General features: G+C 65.7%; 13 protein-coding genes. 10 read left to right on the top strand and 3 right to left on the bottom strand.

Going from position 1 to position 17,955, the window contains the following annotated elements; genetic code table 11:
• Nucleotides 1-5 precede the first annotated feature (5 nt).
• Both uraD and puuE read right to left on the bottom strand, forming a co-directional pair.
• On the bottom strand, nt 6-1,787 hold the full coding sequence (gene uraD, locus HV798_RS01880) for a 2-oxo-4-hydroxy-4-carboxy-5-ureidoimidazoline decarboxylase (protein ID WP_175191090.1): 1,782 nt from the start codon (nt 1,785-1,787) through the stop codon (nt 6-8).
• A gap of 11 nt (nt 1,788-1,798) precedes the next feature.
• On the bottom strand, nt 1,799-2,743 hold the full coding sequence (gene puuE / locus HV798_RS01885) for an allantoinase PuuE (RefSeq protein ID WP_175191091.1): 945 nt from the start codon (nt 2,741-2,743) through the stop codon (nt 1,799-1,801).
• 202 nt (nt 2,744-2,945) lie between these two features.
• Between puuE and uraH the strand changes: the two genes are divergently transcribed.
• Nucleotides 2,946-3,296 (top strand): hydroxyisourate hydrolase, encoded by a 351-nt coding sequence (gene uraH, locus HV798_RS01890; protein ID WP_175191092.1) that lies wholly within the window; start codon nt 2,946-2,948, stop codon nt 3,294-3,296.
• Nucleotides 3,297-3,502: 206 nt separating this feature from the next.
• Nucleotides 3,503-4,708 (top strand): urate hydroxylase PuuD, encoded by a 1,206-nt coding sequence (locus tag HV798_RS01895; protein WP_175191093.1) that lies wholly within the window; start codon nt 3,503-3,505, stop codon nt 4,706-4,708.
• A gap of 65 nt (nt 4,709-4,773) precedes the next feature.
• On the opposite strand, the gene HV798_RS01900 is transcribed toward HV798_RS01895, so the two are convergent.
• The gene (locus tag HV798_RS01900) at nt 4,774-5,790 is read right to left on the bottom strand and encodes a 1-aminocyclopropane-1-carboxylate deaminase (protein WP_175191094.1); all 1,017 of its coding nucleotides are present in this window, start codon (nt 5,788-5,790) and stop codon (nt 4,774-4,776) included.
• A 190-nt stretch (nt 5,791-5,980) separates the two neighbouring features.
• On the opposite strand from HV798_RS01900, the gene HV798_RS01905 reads away from it, so the two are divergent.
• The 8 genes from HV798_RS01905 to HV798_RS01940 all read left to right on the top strand — a co-directional run bounded on the left by HV798_RS01905 (nt 5,981) and on the right by HV798_RS01940 (nt 17,913).
• Nucleotides 5,981-6,451 carry an Lrp/AsnC family transcriptional regulator gene (locus tag HV798_RS01905; protein WP_025140106.1) on the top strand — a complete coding sequence of 157 codons (471 nt, stop codon included), beginning with the start codon at nt 5,981-5,983 and terminating at the stop codon, nt 6,449-6,451.
• A gap of 327 nt (nt 6,452-6,778) precedes the next feature.
• Nucleotides 6,779-9,646 carry a 2-oxoglutarate dehydrogenase E1 component gene (locus HV798_RS01910; RefSeq protein WP_175191095.1) on the top strand — a complete coding sequence of 956 codons (2,868 nt, stop codon included), beginning with the start codon at nt 6,779-6,781 and terminating at the stop codon, nt 9,644-9,646.
• A 100-nt stretch (nt 9,647-9,746) separates the two neighbouring features.
• Nucleotides 9,747-10,979 carry a 2-oxoglutarate dehydrogenase complex dihydrolipoyllysine-residue succinyltransferase gene (gene odhB, locus HV798_RS01915; RefSeq protein ID WP_175216324.1) on the top strand — a complete coding sequence of 411 codons (1,233 nt, stop codon included), beginning with the start codon at nt 9,747-9,749 and terminating at the stop codon, nt 10,977-10,979.
• Nucleotides 10,980-11,096: 117 nt separating this feature from the next.
• Nucleotides 11,097-12,524, top strand: coding sequence for a dihydrolipoyl dehydrogenase (gene lpdA / locus HV798_RS01920; protein ID WP_175195853.1), 1,428 nt, complete (start codon nt 11,097-11,099; stop codon nt 12,522-12,524).
• Nucleotides 12,525-12,606: 82 nt separating this feature from the next.
• Nucleotides 12,607-13,698, top strand: coding sequence for a cell division protein ZapE (zapE, locus tag HV798_RS01925; RefSeq protein WP_175195854.1), 1,092 nt, complete (start codon nt 12,607-12,609; stop codon nt 13,696-13,698).
• A gap of 121 nt (nt 13,699-13,819) precedes the next feature.
• The gene (locus tag HV798_RS01930; protein WP_175195856.1) at nt 13,820-14,353 is read left to right on the top strand and encodes a sigma-70 family RNA polymerase sigma factor; all 534 of its coding nucleotides are present in this window, start codon (nt 13,820-13,822) and stop codon (nt 14,351-14,353) included.
• Nucleotides 14,346-15,314, top strand: a complete 969-nt coding sequence (locus HV798_RS01935; RefSeq protein ID WP_175195858.1) for a FecR domain-containing protein — start codon at nt 14,346-14,348, stop codon at nt 15,312-15,314. Before HV798_RS01930 ends, HV798_RS01935 begins: the two co-directional genes overlap by 8 nt.
• A gap of 88 nt (nt 15,315-15,402) precedes the next feature.
• The gene (locus HV798_RS01940; protein WP_425486113.1) at nt 15,403-17,913 is read left to right on the top strand and encodes a TonB-dependent siderophore receptor; all 2,511 of its coding nucleotides are present in this window, start codon (nt 15,403-15,405) and stop codon (nt 17,911-17,913) included.
• Nucleotides 17,914-17,955: the final 42 nt, after the last annotated feature.

Below are 17,955 nucleotides of genomic sequence, written 5' to 3' on the forward strand. Positions count from 1 at the left end.
GGTGTCTAGCGAGTGGAAATGTCGTGGGCAAGATCGTCCAGCAGGCCTTGCATGGCTTGTGCGGCCAGCTGCATGTCGTCTCGGGTGGTGGATTCGCGCGGGTTGTGGCTGATGCCGCCGTTCTGGCCGCGCACGAACAGCATGGCTTGGGGCATGACTTCGTGCAGTTTCATGGCGTCGTGGCCGGCGCCGCTGGGCATGCGGTGCATGGGCACGCCCAGCGCGTCGACCGCGCGCTCCCAGCGTTGCTGCCAGTCGGGCGCGCTGGGGGCGGCCGAGGCGCGCATGGTTTCCTCGAGCGTGTAGCGCACGCCGCGCCGCTCGCACAGGGCAGCCAGTTCGGCCAGCACATCATCGACCAGGGCGTCGCGCTGCGGATCGCTGGGCGCACGCAGGTCCAGGCTGAAGCGGCATTCGCCGGGCACCACGTTGATCGAGCCGTTGGGTACTTCCAGCATGCCGATGGTGCCGACCGAGTCGCCGTCGCGGGCGGCGCGCTGTTCGAGATACAGCGCCAGTTCGGCGGTCGCCGCCGCCGCATCGCGGCGCCGGTTCATGGGGGTGGTGCCTGCGTGGCAGGCCACGCCCAGCACCTGCACCTGGTAGCGCACGCTGCCGTTGATGGACGTGACGATGCCCAGCGGCAATCCCATTTCGTACAGCACCGGGCCTTGTTCGATATGGACTTCGATGAAGCCCAGGTAGCGGCTGGCATCGCGCCGCAGCTTGGGGATGTCGTCGATGCACAGGCCGGCATGCTGCATGGCTTCGCGCAGGGTGATGCCCTGCGCGTCTTTCTGGTCGAGCCATTGCGGCTTGAAATCGCCGATCAGGGCGCCGGAGCCGAGGAAGGTGGCGCGGTAGCGCTGGCCTTCTTCTTCGGCAAAGCCGATGACTTCAAGGTGGTAGGGCAGGCGACGGCCCTGGCGGTGCAGTTCGCGCACGCAGGCCATCGGCACGAAGATGCCCAGCCGGCCATCGTATTTGCCGCCGTTGCGCACGGTGTCGTAATGGCTGCCGGTCATCAGCGTGAGCGCGTCGGGCCGATCGGCGTGGTAGCGCCCCACCACATTGCCGACGGCATCGATTTCGACTTCGTCGAAGCCGCAATCGCGCATCCAGTGCGAAATACGCTGCGCGCAGGCGCGATGCGCGTCGGTCAGGTAGGTGACGGTGAGCTGGCTCTTTTCGGCGTAGCCCGGGTCGCTGTGAGCGGCCAGGCGTTCCTGCCAGTCCCAGATGTCGTTGCCCAGCGTCAGGTCCTGGCCGAACTTGTCGGCCAGGCGCAGTTGCGCGATGCGATGGATGTTGCGCAGGGCTTCGTCGCGCTCGATGTCGGGCGGGTTGTCCAGCCGGCGCGCGAATTCATCGATGATCTGCGCGCGGGTGAGACCGGTGCCGCGCGCGCCGCGCACGGCCAGGATGAACGGGAAGCCGAAGCGGGCGTTGTAGTCGGCGTTCAGCTGCTGCAGGCGGTTGAATTCCTCGGGCGAACACTGCGTCAGGCCCGCCTGGGTCTGTTCGTGGGTGGATTCTGCCGTGAGGTCCTGGCGCACCATGGCGCGTCCGGCCAGTTCGGGGTGGGCGCGAATGAGCGCCAGGCGTGCGTCCAGCGGGGCGGCGTCGACGGCGCGTTGCAGTTGGTCCTGCAGATGCGCGAGCGACCGGAACGGCCGGGCCGCGAGCGCCTGGCGGGCGATCCAGGGCGAATGCTCGTAGACGCCGTCGAGCATTGCGCAAGCCGCATCGGGTGCGGCGGCATTGAGTTGTTCCAGGGTAAGGGCCATGGTGGCGGGGCTCAACGGTTGGGGGTGTAGGGATGAACGGTCTTCCAGTGCCGGGCGATATCCAGCCGCCGGCACACCCAGACGCGGTCGTGCCGGGCGATGTGGTCCAGGAAGCGCTGCAGTGCCGTGATGCGTCCCGGGCGCCCGAGCAGGCGGCAGTGCATGCCGATGCTGAGCATCTTGGGTGCTTCGTCGCCTTCGGCATAAAGCGCGTCGAAGCTGTCTTTCAGGTACTGGAAGAAGGGGTCCGCATGCGAGTAGCCCTGCGGCAGCGCGAAGCGCATGTCGTTGCAATCGAGCGTGTAGGGCACGATCAATTGCGGCGCGACCGTGCCGTCGGTCTTTTGCACCTGCATCCAGAAGGGCAGGTCGTCGCCGTAGTAATCGCTGTCGTATTCGAAGCCGCCGTAGTCGGCCACCAGGCGGCGGGTGCGGGGGCTGTCGCGGCCGGTGTACCAGCCCAGCGGGCGCTGGCCGGTTAGCTGGGTGATGGCGCCCATGCCCAGCCGCATGTGTTCGCGTTCGGTGGCTTCGTCGACGTTCTGGTAGTGAATCCAGCGCCAGCCATGGCAGGCGATTTCGTGGCCGAGCTCGACGAAGGCCGCGGTCAGTTCGGGATGGCGTTGCAGCGCCATGCCGACGCCGAAGACGGTCAGCGGCAACTGGCGCTTTTCGAATTCGCGCAGGATGCGCCAGACGCCCGCCCGCGAACCGTATTCATAGATGCCGTCCATGCTGACATGGCGGTCGGGATAGCTGGCCGGATTGAACATCTCGGACAGGAACTGTTCGGACCCGGCATCGCCATGCAGGACGTGGTTCTCGCCGCCTTCTTCGTAGTTCAGCACGAACTGCACGGCGATGCGTGCGCGGTCGGGCCATTGCGCATGCGGCGGGTTGCGGCCGTAGCCGACCAGGTCACGGGGGTAGGGCAGCGTGGAATCGTAGAGGGCCATGGCGGGTGAGGCGTGAGGCCGGCAGGCGCCGGCGGCGGTTGATACGGGGGGGGGGCTGGGTTGGCTGGCCCGGCGGGCAGCGACCGTGCCGTTCATGATGGGCTAAACAATAGCTGGAAAGCAAGAACGTGTATACAATTTCTGTACATCATCCAGGATAACCATGAGACGGCCGGGCACCGCCCCGGCACCAGGAGACACCATGGGCTTGACCACGCACGTACTCGATACCATGCACGGCTGCCCGGCCGCCGGCATGTCGGTGGCGCTGTATGCCACGGACGGCGACACGGCCACGCCGATCAGCCGCCACACCTTGAATGCCGACGGCCGTACGGCCGGCCCGCTGTTTTCCGATGGCGACCTGAAGGCCGGCACCTACCGCCTGGTGTTCGACGTGGCGGGCTACTTCAAGGCGCGGGGCGTGGCGCTGCCCGAACCCAACTTCCTGAACCGCGTCAGCCTGGACTTCGGCGTGGCGCGCACCGACCAGCACTATCACGTGCCGCTGCTGGTCAGCCCCTGGAGCTACTCCACCTATCGGGGTTCCTGATCCCCGCGCATCAGGGTATTCCTGATGCGCGGCCACGCTGCGAAACGTAGTTTCGTGCACAAAATCTGCATACAATTCTCCGATCTTGATCGCAGCGGTGCGGGGCCCGACGGCCTTGTGCGCGATCTGTCTTCTGCTTACAGCGCCCGCGGTGGTAGGCAGTGTGGCGGCGCCCATTTCCGGCCCGCCCGCTGCGAGGGGCATGAATGGAAAGCTACTACCTGGATTGGGTCAACCTGCTGCTGCGCTGGGCCCACATCATCACCGGCATCGCCTGGATCGGCACGTCGTTCTATTTCGTCATGCTGGACAACAGCCTGGAGAAGCCGCGCGACCCGGAATCCCTTGAAAAAGGCGTAGGCGGCGAACAATGGGCGCTGCACGGCGGCGGCTTCTACAACATGCAGAAGTACGCGGTGCAACCCAAGAAGCTGCCGGAACACCTGCACTGGTCGTTCCTGGAAAGCTACAGCACCTGGGTCACCGGCTTCCTGCTGTTCTCCATGTCCTATTTATGGAATGCCAGCACGTACTTGATCGACCGCTCCAAGATGGATTGGGCGCCGTCGACCGCGGTGATCGTGGCCTTGGCCTTCTTCGTGGCGTTCTGGTTCGTGTACGACGGCATCTGTCGTCTGTTCGGCCGCGGCAAGCACGGCGACCGCATCGTCGGCGTGCTGGTGGCCTTGTTCATCGTGCTGGCGTCGTGGCTGGCCTGCCACTGGTTCGCGGGCCGCGCCGCCTTCCTGCTGGTGGGCGCCATGATGGCCACCACCATGAGCGCCAACGTGTGCTTCTGGATCATCCCGGGGCAGCGCCGCAACGTGGCCGCGATGCGCGCGGGCAAGCCGGTGGACCCGGCCAACGGCCAGCGCGGCAAGCAGCGCAGCGTGCACAACACCTATTTCACGCTGCCGGTGGTGTTCGCGATGATGAGCAACCACTACAGCTTCACGTACACGCATGCCTACAACTGGATCGTGCTGCTGCTCATCATGCTGGGCGGCGCGGCCATCCGGCAGTTCTTCGTGGTGCGCCATCGTTTCAAGCTGGGCAATGCGCGCAACCCGTGGCCTTATGCGCTGCTGGGCGTGGCGGTACTGGGCCTGACCATCGTCTGGATGCAGCCGGCGCCGGTGGCCGCCGCCGTCGCCGCGCCCGCGCCGGCCGCGGTGTCCTATGCCCAGGTGCGCCAGGTGTTCGAACAGCGTTGCCTGCTGTGCCATGGCGAGCAGGTGCAGATGAAGGGCGTGCGGCTGGATTCCCCCCAGCAGGTCGCCACCCATGCGCAGGCGGTGTATCAGCAGGCGGTCGTGTCCAGGATCATGCCGATGGGTAATTCCACGGGCATGACCGAGGACGAACGCGCCTTGCTGGGAGCCTGGTTCCAGGCCGGCGCCAAGACGCAATAGGCGGTCAGCGCAAATCTCCGGCCGGCCAACCCATCGCGCCGAAGCCGGCCGCGCAGAATCCTGCCTCAGCCGTTGCGGTACAGAAAGCTGTAGGCGTTGATCGCCGGCACCCCCCCGAGATGCGCGTACAGCACTCGCGAGCCCGCGGGGATTTCCCCGCGGCGCACGATGTCCATCATGCCCTGCATGGATTTTCCCTCGTACACCGGGTCGGTCATCATGCCCTCCAGCCGGGCGCACTGGCGGATGGCGTCGTTGGTCTCGGCCGAGGGCAGGCCGTAGGCGGGGTAGGCATAGCGGGTGTCCAGCACCACGTCGCTGTCGGCGATGGGGCGGTCCAGGCCGACCAGGTCGGCGGTGCGCCGGGCGATGCGCAGGATCTGGGCGCGGGTCTGGTCCGGCGTGGCCGAGGCGTCGATGCCGATCACCCGGTCGGCGCGGCCGTTGGCGGCAAAGCCCACCACCATGCCGGCCTGAGTGCTGCCGGTGACGGCGCAGACCACGATGTAGTCGAACTTGAAACCCAGTTCGGCCTCTTGCCGGCGCACTTCCTCGGCGAAACCCACGTAGCCCAGCCCGCCCAGTTCATGGTCGGAGGCGCCCGCCGGGATCGCGTAGGGCTTGCCGCCGCGCTTTCGTACGTCTTCCAGGGCTTCTTCCCAGCTGCGCCGAAAGCCGATGTCAAAGCCCTGGTCGACCAGGCGCACGTCCGCGCCCATCAGCCGGCTCATCATGATGTTGCCGACCCGGTCGTAGACCGCGTCTGAATAGTCGACCCAGTTTTCCTGCACCAGCACGCAGGCCAGACCGAGCTTGGCGGCCACGGCCGCCACCATGCGGGTGTGGTTGGACTGGATGCCGCCGATGGTGACCAGGGTGTCGCAGCCTTGTTCCAAGGCCTGCGGAATCAGGTATTCCAGCTTGCGCAGCTTGTTGCCGCCGAAGGCCAAGCCGCTGTTGCAGTCTTCGCGCTTGGCGTAGATCTCGACCTTGCCGCCCAGGTGGGCGGACAGGCGCTCGAGCTTTTCGATGGGGGTGTCGCCGAAGGTCAGGCGGTGGCGGGGAAAGCGTTGCAGATCCATGCGGGCTCCTGGAAGTCGGGGTCCGGGCGAGACATGCCGCGGATGGAAAATCATAGGAATCGCAGGGTTTTTAGGTCAATTGCGTATTTTTTTAAATTCGATGATTTAAATTTTCTTCTTCTATTATTTTTGGATTTAATATTTATAAAAATAAATATCCGAAGAAATTAAATTTTCAGGGACGCATTGAATGACTGCCATCGCCGGGCTGGATCGCATCGACCGCCACATCCTGCGCCTCTTGCAGCAGGACGCGCAGATCACCAACCTGGACTTGAGCGCGCGGGTGCACCTGAGTCCGGCCGCCTGCCTGCGACGGGTCGAAAAGCTGAAGGCCGAAGGCATCATCAAGAAGACGGTCGCGTTGCTCGAACCGGCCGAGGTCGACATGGCCACCCTGGTCATCGTGGGCGTGGTGCTGGACCGCTCCACGCCCGACTCCTTCACCGACTTCGAAGCCGCCGCGCGCGGCATCAGCGGCTGCCTGGAATGCCACCTGGTGGCGGGGGAGTTCGACTACTTCCTGATGTTGCGCATCCGCGACCTGGAACGCTTCAACAAGCTGCACGCGGGCGAGATCATCAAGCTGCCCGGCGTGCGCCAGATCCGCACTTTTTTCGTGCTCAAAGAGATTCTCTCGACCACCGAATTGCCGGTCTGACGAGGCTTATGCGCAACACCTTGCGCGCGGGCACAAAAAAATGCCGCAATGCGGCAATTTTGGTTAGCGGAATTTGGTGGTGCGTAGACGGCGTTTTTGCAGGGGTTCGACGGACATTCCAACACTGCATGAAGCCATTCCACAGACGCTTTTGCGTCACGCAAACGCAAGAAGACGCCCTTAAACTCAAAGGGTTATACTTTCATTCATACGGCTATCAAGGCTTGTACGCGCCTTCTGCCCCTGCTATCCGCTCAACGGGAAGCCCGTGTCGCGGAAGGTTTTCCTGCATCGTGTCGAGTGAAGCACTCGTAAAGGTGAAGCGATATGTCTTCGGAAATAGAATCTCTATCCACGTCTTATCTCTTTGGGGGTAACGCCCCTTATGTTGAGGAGCTTTACGAAGCCTACCTCGACAATCCCGGTTCGGTACCTGACAACTGGCGCGAATACTTCGACCAGCTGCAACATGCTCCCGCTACCGACGGCCAGGAATCCACCCGCGACCAGGCCCACGCTCCCATCGTCGAATCGTTCGCCCAGCGCGCCAAGGCCAATGCCTTCGTGCAACGCGCCGCCGAACCCGACCTGAGCGTCGCCACCAAGCAAGTGTCGGTGCAATCGCTGATTGCCGCCTACCGTTCGCTGGGTTCGCGCTGGGCTGACCTGGATCCGCTCAAGCGCCAGGAACGTCCGCCGATCCCCGAACTCGATCCGGCCTTCTACGGCCTGACCGAAGCCGATCTGGACCAGACCTACTCGGCCACCAACACCTACTTCACGACCGCCAGCACGATGACGCTGCGCGACATCCTGAAGGCGCTGCGCGACACGTACTGCCGCAGCATCGGTGCTGAATTCACGCACATCTCCGACCCCGCCGCCAAGCGCTGGATCCAGGAACGCCTGGAAACCACCCTGGGCGCGCCCGCCTACTCGGTCGAAGAAAAGCGCCACATCCTGCAGCAGCTGACCGAGTCCGAAGGCCTCGAGCGCTTCCTGCACACCAAGTACGTCGGCCAGAAGCGCTTCTCGCTGGAAGGCGGCGAAAGCTTCATCGCCTCGATGGACGAAGTGGTGAACCACGCCGGTGAAAACGGCGTCCAGGAAATCGTGGTCGGCATGGCCCACCGCGGCCGCCTGAACCTGCTCGTGAACATCATGGGCAAGATGCCTGGCGACCTGTTCGCCGAGTTCGAAGGCAAGCACGCCGAAGGCCTGACCGACGGCGACGTGAAGTACCACAACGGCTTCTCGAGCGACCTGTCGACCCGTGGCGGTCCGGTGCACCTGTCGCTGGCGTTCAACCCGTCCCACCTGGAAATCGTCAACCCCGTGGTCGAAGGCAGCGCACGCGCCCGCCAAGAGCGCCGCGGCGATGCCGAAGGCAAGCAAGTGCTGCCGGTGCTGGTGCACGGTGACGCGGCTTTCGCCGGCCAGGGCGTCGTGATGGAAACCCTGAACCTGGCCCAGACCCGCGGCTACGGCACGGGCGGCACGCTGCACATCGTCATCAACAACCAGATCGGTTTCACCACATCCGACCCGCGTGACTCGCGTTCGACGCTGTATTGCACCGACGTGGTCAAGATGATCGAAGCGCCGGTGTTCCACGTCAACGGCGACGATCCCGAAGCCGTCGTGTTCGTCACCAAGCTGGCCCTGGACTACCGCCTGCAGTTCCGCCACGACATCGTCGTGGACATCGTCTGCTTCCGCAAGCTGGGCCACAACGAGCAAGACACCCCGTCGCTGACGCAGCCCCTGATGTACAAGCGCATCGGCCACCATCCCGGCACGCGCAAGCTGTACGCCGACAAGCTGACCACGCAAGGCGTGCTGGCCGAGGGCGAAGCCGACCAGCTGGTCAAGGACTACCGCCAGCTGATGGAAGACGGCCAGCGCACCATCGAACCGGTGCTGACCGACTACAAGAGCAAGTACGCGATCGACTGGTCGCCGTTCCTGGGCGCCAAGTGGACCGACCAGGCCGACACCGCCGTGCCGCTGGCTGAACTCAAGCGCATCGGCGAACGCATCACCACCGTGCCGGAAGGCTTCACGGTGCACCCGCTGGTCGCCAAGCTGCTGAACGACCGCCGCACCATGGCCAAGGGCGAAATGAACCTGGACTGGGGCATGGGCGAACACCTCGCCTTCGCGACCCTGGTGTCCTCGGGCTACGCCATCCGCATCACCGGCCAGGATTCGGGCCGCGGTACGTTCACGCACCGCCACGCCGTGCTGCACGACCAGAACCGCGAACGCTGGAACGACGGCACCTACATCCCGCTGCAGAACGTCTCGGAAGGCCAGGCGCCGTTCACCGTGATCGACTCCGTGCTGTCCGAAGAGGCGGTGCTGGGCTTCGAATACGGCTACTCCAGCGCTGAACCGAACACGCTGACCATCTGGGAAGGCCAGTTTGGCGACTTCGTCAACGGCGCCCAGGTCGTGATCGACCAGTTCATCAGCTCCGGCGAAGCCAAGTGGGGCCGCCAGTCGGGCCTGACCCTGATGCTGCCGCACGGCTACGAAGGCCAAGGCCCCGAGCACTCGTCGGGCCGCATCGAGCGCTTCCTGCAACTGTGCGCCGACAACAACATGCAAGTGGTTCAGCCGACCTCGGCTTCGCAGATCTTCCACGTTCTGCGCCGCCAGATGATCCGCCCGTTCCGCAAGCCGCTGGTACTGTTCACGCCGAAGTCGCTGCTGCGCAACAAGGACGCCGGTTCGCCCCTGACCGATCTGGCCGGCGGCAGCTTCCGCCCGGTCATCGGTGAAGTCGACGAGGCCATCGACGCCAGCAAGGTCAAGCGCGTGCTGGCTTGCTCGGGCAAGGTGTACTACGACCTGGTCAACGCCCGCCGCGAGCGTGGCGCCGACAACGTCGCCATCGTCCGTGTCGAGCAGCTCTACCCGTTCGCGCACAAGTCTTTCGAGACCGAACTGCGCAAGTACCCGAAGGCGACGGAAGTCATCTGGGTGCAGGACGAACCGCAGAACCAAGGTGCGTGGTTCTACGTGCAGCATCACGTGTACGAGAACATGGTCGAAGGCCAGAAGCTGGGCTACGCAGGTCGCGCCGCTTCGGCGTCGCCGGCCGTGGGCTACCTGGCCAAGCACCAGGAGCAGCAAAAGGCCCTGATCGAAACGGCCTTCGCGCCCAAGTTCAAGGTCATGCTGACGAAGTAAACCCGCTGGATGCGCGTGCCGCGCGGCAAGTGTCTGAAACCCCGTTTCGAACCTTGCCGCGCCGCCCCCACAAGAACACACACTTTACGGAACAAACAAAATGGCTATCACCGACGTCGTCGTCCCCCAACTCTCCGAATCCGTCTCCGAAGCGACCCTGCTGACCTGGAAGAAGCAGCCCGGCGCTGCCGTCGAAGCGGACGAAATCCTGATCGAAGTCGAAACCGACAAGGTCGTGCTGGAAGTGCCGGCCCCCGCCTCGGGCGTGCTGGCTGAAATCGTCAAGGGCGACGGCAGCACCGTCACCTCGGGCGAAGTCCTGGCCCGCATCGACACCGCCGGCAAGGCCGCCGCCGCCGCGACCGCCCCCGCCGCCGAAGCGCCCAAGGCCGCGCAAGCCGCCGCTGCCCCGGCCGCTGCCGCCCCCGCCTCGACCGCCGCTGCTGGCGTGGCTTCGCCCGCCGCTGCCAAGATCCTCGCCGAAAAGGGCGTGGATGCCGCCAACGTCGCCGGCACCGGCCGTGACGGCCGCGTCACCAAGGGCGACGCCCTGAACGCCAGCGCCCCCGCCGCCAAGGCCGCGCCGGCCAAGGCCCCGGCTGCTCCCGCCCCGACCACGCTGTCGCTGGACGGCCGTCCGGAACAGCGCGTGCCGATGAGCCGCCTGCGCGCCCGCATCGCCGAGCGCCTGCTGCAATCGCAGCAAGAAAACGCGATCCTGACCACGTTCAACGAAGTGAACATGCAAGCGGTCATCGATCTGCGCAACAAGTACAAGGACAAGTTCGAGAAAGAGCACGGCATCAAGCTGGGCTTCATGTCGTTCTTCGTCAAGGCCGCCGTGGCCGCCCTGAAGAAGTTCCCGCTGATCAACGCCTCGATCGACGGCAAGGACATCATCTATCACGGCTACTTCGACATCGGTATCGCTGTCGGCAGCCCGCGTGGCCTGGTGGTGCCGATCCTGCGCAACGCCGACCAGCTGTCCATCGCTGAAATCGAAAAGACCATCGCTGACTTCGGCCGCCGCGCTGCCGACGGCAAGCTGGGCATTGAAGAAATGACCGGCGGCACCTTCTCGATTTCCAACGGTGGCGTGTTCGGTTCGATGCTGTCGACCCCGATCATCAACCCGCCGCAATCGGCCATCCTGGGCGTGCACGCCACCAAGGAACGCGCCGTGGTGGAAAACGGCCAGATCGTCATCCGCCCGATGAACTACCTGGCCCTGTCCTACGACCACCGCATCATCGACGGCCGCGAAGCCGTGCTGGGCCTGGTCGCCATGAAGGACGCCCTGGAAGATCCGCAGCGCCTGTTGCTGGACCTGTAATCTCGGCGCCCCGCGCCCGGCGCCGCCGCGACCCTCGGTCCGCGGCGCCCGGCCGGCTCCGAGCCGGCTTGCGCGGGCCGGGGCGAGTTCCACACCCTCCTCATTCGCGAGAACACTATGTCCAAACAATTTGACGTCGTCGTCATCGGCGCGGGCCCCGGCGGCTACATCGCCGCCATTCGCGCCGCGCAGCTCGGCATGTCGGTGGCTTGCATCGACGCCTGGCAGAACGGCCAAGGCGGCCCGGCTCCCGGCGGCACCTGCACCAACGTCGGTTGCATCCCGTCCAAGGCGCTCCTGCAATCGTCCGAGCACTTCGAACAAGCCAACCACCACTTCGCCGAGCACGGCATCGAAGTCAAGGGCGTCAGCCTGAAGCTCGACACGCTGATCGGCCGCAAGAACTCGGTGGTCAAGCAGAACAACGACGGCATCCTGTACCTGTTCAAGAAGAACAAGGTCACCTTCTTCCACGGCAAGGGCGCGTTCAGCGGCCAGGTCGACGGCGGCTGGGCCATCAAGGTCACCGGCACCACCGAAGAAGACCTGGTTGCCAAGCACGTCGTGGTCGCCACGGGTTCGTCGGCACGCGAGCTGCCCGGCCTGCCGTTCGACGAAAAGGTCGTGCTGTCCAACGACGGCGCGCTGAACATCGGCGCCGTGCCCAAGACGCTGGGCGTGATCGGCGCGGGCGTGATCGGCCTGGAAATGGGCAGCGTGTGGCGCCGCCTGGGTTCGGAAGTCACCATCCTGGAAGCGATGCCGGAATTCCTGGCCGCCGCTGACGCGCAGGTGGCCAAGGAAGCCCTGAAGGCCTTCACCAAGCAAGGCCTGAACATCCAGATGGGCGTCAAGATCGGCGAGATCAAGGCGACCGCCAAGTCGGTGACCGTGCCCTACGTCGACGCCAAGGGCGCCGAGCAGAAGCTGGTCGTGGACAAGCTGATCGTCTCGATCGGCCGCGTGCCCTACACCGGCGGCCTGAACGCCGACGCCGTGGGCCTGAAGCTGGACGAACGCGGCTTCGTGGCCGTGGACGGCGACTGCAAGACCAACCTGCCCAACGTCTGGGCGGTGGGCGACGTGGTGCGCGGCCCGATGCTGGCGCACAAGGCTGAAGAAGAAGGCGTTGCCGTGGCCGAGCGTATCGCCGGCCAGCACGGCCATGTCAACTTCGACACCGTGCCGTGGGTGATCTACACCTCGCCGGAAATCGCCTGGGTCGGCAAGACCGAGCAGCAGCTCAAGGCCGAAGGCCGCGAGTACAAGGCAGGCAGCTTCCCGTTCCTGGCCAACGGCCGTGCCCGCGCCCTGGGTGACACCACCGGCTTTGCCAAGGTGATCGCCGACGCCAAGACCGACGAGGTCCTGGGCGTGCACATCGTGGGCCCGATGGCCTCGGAGCTGATCTCGGAAGCCGTGACGATCATGGAGTTCCGCGGCGCCGCCGAAGACATCGCCCGCATCTGCCACGCGCACCCGACGCTGTCGGAAGCCGTGAAGGAAGCGGCGCTGGCCGTTGACAAGCGCGCCCTGAACTTCTGATCCTGCGCCGCGCTGTCGCATAGCCAAGGGGGCGGGTTCTCGGACCCGCCCTTTTTTTCATCCGCTCGACTTTGCCCCTTCCATGAACGTCCGCGAATACTACGAACATGCCCTGGCCGAACGCGGCTACAAGCCCGATGCCGCCCAGAAAAAGGCGATCGACCGGCTGCAGCGCTATTACGACGAATGGGTCAAGTTCAAGGCGTTGCGCTCGAACGCGCTCAAGAAACTCTTGAACCGTCCCGACGTGCCGCGCGGCGTCTATCTGTGGGGTGGAGTGGGGCGGGGCAAGAGCTTCCTGATGGACGCCTTCTACGCGACCGTGCCCGTGGTGCGCAAGACGCGCCTGCATTTTCACGAGTTCATGCGCGGGGTGCACCGCGAGCTCGAAGAAGTGAAGGGCATGCAGGACCCGCTGGACGAAGTGGCCAAACGCGTGGCCAAGCGTTACCGCCTGATCTGTTTCGACGAATTCCACGTGTCCGATGTGGCGGATGCGATGATCCTGCACCGCCTGCTGTTCAAGCTGTTCGAATACGGCACGTCGTTCGTGATGACGTCCAATTACGAGCCGTCCACCCTGTACCCGGACGGCCTGCACCGCGACCGCGTGATGCCCGCGATCGAGCTGATCCAGGCGCGCATGGACGTGATGAACGTCGACGCCGGCGTCGACTACCGCCGCCGTTCGCTCGAACAGGTGCAGTGCTATCACTCGCCGCTGGACGAGCGTGCGCAGGCGGCGCTGCAAGAGGCCTTCAACACCCTGGCCGATACGCCGCCGCAGGAGCCGCTGCTGCATATCGAGCACCGCGAGATCCGCGCGCTGGCGCTGGCCGGTTCGGTGGTGTGGTTCGACTTTGCCACGCTGTGCGGCGGCCCCCGTTCGCAGAACGACTACCTGGAACTGGCCAATCGGTTCCACGCGGTGATCCTGTCCGGCGTGCCGCGCATGGGGCCGCGCCAGGCGTCCGAGGCGCGCCGCTTCACCTGGCTGATCGACGTGTTCTACGACCACAAGGTCAAGCTGATCATGTCGGCTGAATGCGAACCCGAAGAGATCTACACCGAGGGCGCGCTGGCCAACGAATTCCACCGCACGGTCTCGCGCATTCTGGAAATGCAGTCGCGCGAATACCTGGAATCCGAACGCCGCCTGACGGTAACGTTGTAGTTATGCCGCACGCCTGCGCCGCGAGGGCAGGCGTGGCGCGATTTGCGTACTTAAAATTAGTAATGCAAGTCATTATCAATTAACATTTGAAGACTTCAGGTCCCCGCGCCGCAGTCTTCAAGTGCCTTCCACCTTCGTTTCTTCCCCGGCTGCCCACGCCGATGTTCCCGCCACGCATGTCGACGGCCTGTACCGGGACCATCGGCCGTGGCTGTTCGGCTGGCTGCGTCGCAAGCTCGGTTGCGCGCATCGCGCCGAAGACCTCGCTCAAGACGTGTTCGTGCGGGTGATACAGGGACGCAAGTGCGTGCGCGCGGACGACGCGCGGGCGTTGCTCACCACGATCGCCAAGGGCCTGGTGGTGGATCACCAGCGCCACGCCGCCCTGGAAAATGCCTATCTGACCTACCTGGCCGGCATGCCCGAGGTCTACGCGCCGTCGCCCGAGACCCAGGCCGAGCAGATGCAGGCGCTGATGCAGCTGGACCGCCTGCTGGACAGCCTGCCGCCCAAGGCGCGCTCGGCCTTCCTGTTGTCGCAGCTGGACGGCCTGACCTATCCCGAGATCGCGCAGCGCCTGGGCGTATCGCTCAGTTCGGTGCAGCAGTACATGGTGCGGGCGATGTCCGCCTGCTATGCGGCGTTCTATGACTAGCGCCGCGAACCGCGTAGTGGCTGCGCCGGCCGACCCGGTGGTGCGCCAGGCGATTGCCTGGTGGGCGCGGCTGCAGTCCGGCGTGGACATCGCCGCCGATCGCGAGGCCTGCCATGCCTGGCTGGCGCAAGACCCCGCGCATCGCCAGGCCTGGGAACGGCTGGAGGCCATCGGCCGAGACGCCCGCCGGGTGCCGGCCGCGTTGGCGCATGCGGCGCTGGACGGCCCGGTATCGCCCGGCCGGCGCAATGTCCTGCGCGCCACGCTGTCGCTGGCCGGGGTGGGCGTGGCAGCGTGGGCCGGCTACCGCCACACGCCGTGGCAGCGCCTGGCGGCCGACCTGAGCACGGGCGTGGGCGAGCGCCGCTCGGTTGCGCTGGCCGACGGCCTGGCCGTCACCTTGAACAGCGACAGCGCGTTGCGCTTGCGCCTGGAAGGCGGCGCCCGCGGCATCCACCTGCTGCGCGGCGAAATCCTGGTCAATGCACAATCGCGCCCCGGCGCCGCGGCGCTGCGGGTGGATACGGGCTACGGCGTGCTGGTGGCCGAGAACGCGCGCTTTGACGTGCGTCGCACCGACAGCGGTGCGCGCCTGGGCGTGTACGAGGGCAGTGTGTCGCTGCTGCGGGACGGACAGGCCGCGCAGGCCGAGGCCGGCGAGCGGCTGCACTACGGTGACCACGGCAGCGTGGTGCGGCACGCGTCCGACCCCGACCGGCTGGCCTGGGTGGATGGCCTGGTGGTGGCCAAGGATTGGCGGCTGGATTATTTCGCGCAGTACCTGGCGCGTCAGCGTGTGGGGATGATCCGAGTGGACCCGGCCGTGGCCGCACTGCGGCTGTCGGGCGTGTTTCCGCTGGACGACGCGGAGCGCGCGCTGAAGGCGCTGGAGCCGGCCCTGCCCATAGTCGTGACCCGTCATACGCAGTACTGGCTGCAGGTCGGTCCGCGCGAGACCTGACCGTTACAACTTTTTTTCACGTCGTCCTGCAGGTTTTTGATTCCCGTACGGAAAGGCAGAGATAGAGACCTACGTACAGGGAGTTTTCGTGTCCGCTTCATCTTGCCCGCGCCTGGGCGCTACCTTGACCGCCGGCCGCCTGGCCGTGCTTGCCGCCACCTGCGCCGGCGCCTGGCTGGCCGCTGCGCCCGCCGCCTGGGCCCAGGCGGCCCCCGCCGAGGCGCAAGCGCCCCGCTCCTACAAGATCGCCCCCGGCGCGCTTGCCGATGCGTTGACCCAGTTTGCGCGCAGCGCGGGCGTGGTGCTGTCGTTCGACCCGGCCCAGGTGCGCGGCCTGCGCTCGGACGGGTTGGACGGCGCCTATTGGGTGGGCGCCGGTTTTGCCCGCATCCTGTCGGGCAGCGGCCTGCAGGCGCGCGGCCAGGCGGGCAATACCTGGACGCTGGTGCCGGCGCCGTCCGCGCCTGCGGGCGGAACGCACACCCTGGCGCCTGTGACGGTGTCGGGCAATTCGATCAGTGCATTGGCCCCCACCGTGGGTTATGTGGCCGGCGCCAGCGTCAGCGCCACCAAGACCGATACCCCGTTGATCGAGACGCCGCAATCGGTGTCCGTGATCACGCGAGAGCAGATCTCGGAGCAGGGCGCGCAGACGCTGAACCAAGTGCTGCGCTACACCCCGGGCGTGGCCACGGAATCGCGCGGCGCCACCGCCACGCGCCTGGACCAGTTCAACGTGCGCGGCTTCTCGGCCTCGACCTACCTGGACGGCTTGCGCGTGTTCGGCGGCCGCGATGCGCTGCCGCAGGTCGATGCCTACCGCCTGGAACGCGTGGATGTGCTGAAAGGCCCCGCCTCGGTGATGTACGGCCAGGGCGGCCCCGGCGGCGTGGTGAACCAGGTCAGCAAGCGGCCGCTGGAAGAGGCACAGCGCGAGGTCGAGCTGCAGGTCGGCAACTATGACTACCGGCGCGCCAACGTCGATTTCGGCGGTCCGCTGGATGAGGAAGGCAAGTACCTGTATCGCCTGGTGGGGTCGGGCTATATGTCCGATGGCCAGGTCAAGGACACCAAGGAGCGCCGCTATTTCGTGTCGCCGGCCTTCACCTGGAAGCCCAGCGGCGATACCTCGCTGACCGTGCTGACGAACTTCCAGCGCGATCCCGACATGGGTTCCTATGGCAGCGTGTCGCCGATGCGCACGCTGTTCTCGGCGCCCGATGGCAAGCGCCTGGGGCCGGATTACTACGACGGCGACGCCAACTTCGAAAAGAGCGACCGCAAGAGCTATTCGCTGGGCTACGTGCTGGATCACCGTTTCAACGACACGTTCAAGGCCTCGCAGAGCCTGCGCTGGACCCGTTCCGAAGCGCAGTACCGCAGCATCTATGGCGCGTCCACCGCCAACTACGGCTACACCGACAAGCGCTACCTGTACCAGCAGCGCGCCTCGATCGCGACCGACGTGGAGGTCGGCGCGCTGACCATCGACAACAACCTGCAGGCGCGCTTTGACACGGGCAAGTTCGGCCACACCGTGCTGCTGGGCTTTGACTACCAGCACGTCAAGACCGACACCTTGTCGGGCTTCGGCACCGCGCCCGCGCTGGAGGTGTTGAACCCGAACAACCACCAGAACATCCCGGTGCCGGCGTTCTCGACCGACGCCACCACCAAGCAATACCAGACCGGCCTGTACTTCCAGGACCAGATCAAGATCGACCGCCTGTCGGTGCTGCTGGGCGGGCGCTACGACTGGTCGCGCAACGTCGGCGAGACCACCACCATCGCCACCGGCCGGGTCGCGCCGTCGTCGCTGAGCGCCGAAGCGTTCACCGGCCGTTTCGGGGTGATCTACAACTTCGACAACGGCGTGGCGCCGTACTTCAGCTATTCCGAATCGTTTGAGCCGCAATCGGGCACGGGCTGGAACAACGCGCCGTTCAAGCCGATCGAGGGCAACCAGTACGAGGTCGGCATCAAGTACCAGCCGCCGGGCAGCGCCACGATGCTGTCGGTGGCGGCGTTCGACATCCGCCGCGAGAACATGACCACCACCGATCCGGACCCGACGCACCTGTGCGGCACGTCCAACGCCCGCTGCCAGGTGCAGGCGGGCGAGCTGCGCACGCAGGGCATCGAGCTGGAAGCCAAGACCGAGCCGATGCGTGGCCTGACGCTGCTGGCCGGCTACTCGCTGCTGGACAACGCCTATTCCAAGGCCAACCCCAACCTGACCGGCTTCAACCTGAAGGGCAAGTCGCCCGTAGGCGTGCCGTCGCAGCAGGCGTCGGCGTGGGCCCGCTACCAGTTGCAGGGCGGTCCGCTGGCCGGCCTGGGCGTGGGCGGTGGCGTGCGCTACATCGGCTCGTCGTACGTGGATGATGCCAACACCATCAAGGTACCGTCGGTCACGCTGTTCGACCTGATGCTGGACTACGACCTGGGCCGCATGTCGCCGTCACTCAAGGGCATGCAGGTGGCGCTGAACGTGCAGAACCTGTTCGACAAGGAATACATCGCTTCGTGCTCGGGCGATTCCTGGTGCTGGTACGGGTACCAGCGTTCGATCAAGGCCAGCCTGCGTTATCGCTGGTAAGCCTGGCCCCAGGGCCCGCGCACGGCCGCGGGCGTCTGGGGT

Source organism: Achromobacter deleyi (genome assembly GCF_902859705.1).
In the GTDB taxonomy this organism is placed as follows: domain Bacteria; phylum Pseudomonadota; class Gammaproteobacteria; order Burkholderiales; family Burkholderiaceae_B; genus Achromobacter; species Achromobacter deleyi.

Coding starts and splice junctions, on each gene's coding strand:
- uraD (WP_175191090.1), bottom strand. CDS start 1,787: ATGGCCCTTACCCTGGAACAACTCAATGCCGCCGCACCCGATGCGGCT.
- puuE (WP_175191091.1), bottom strand. CDS start 2,743: ATGGCCCTCTACGATTCCACGCTGCCCTACCCCCGTGACCTGGTCGGC.
- uraH (WP_175191092.1), top strand. CDS start 2,946: ATGGGCTTGACCACGCACGTACTCGATACCATGCACGGCTGCCCGGCC.
- HV798_RS01895 (WP_175191093.1), top strand. CDS start 3,503: ATGGAAAGCTACTACCTGGATTGGGTCAACCTGCTGCTGCGCTGGGCC.
- HV798_RS01900 (WP_175191094.1), bottom strand. CDS start 5,790: ATGGATCTGCAACGCTTTCCCCGCCACCGCCTGACCTTCGGCGACACC.
- HV798_RS01905 (WP_025140106.1), top strand. CDS start 5,981: ATGACTGCCATCGCCGGGCTGGATCGCATCGACCGCCACATCCTGCGC.
- HV798_RS01910 (WP_175191095.1), top strand. CDS start 6,779: ATGTCTTCGGAAATAGAATCTCTATCCACGTCTTATCTCTTTGGGGGT.
- odhB (WP_175216324.1), top strand. CDS start 9,747: ATGGCTATCACCGACGTCGTCGTCCCCCAACTCTCCGAATCCGTCTCC.
- lpdA (WP_175195853.1), top strand. CDS start 11,097: ATGTCCAAACAATTTGACGTCGTCGTCATCGGCGCGGGCCCCGGCGGC.
- zapE (WP_175195854.1), top strand. CDS start 12,607: ATGAACGTCCGCGAATACTACGAACATGCCCTGGCCGAACGCGGCTAC.
- HV798_RS01935 (WP_175195858.1), top strand. CDS start 14,346: ATGACTAGCGCCGCGAACCGCGTAGTGGCTGCGCCGGCCGACCCGGTG.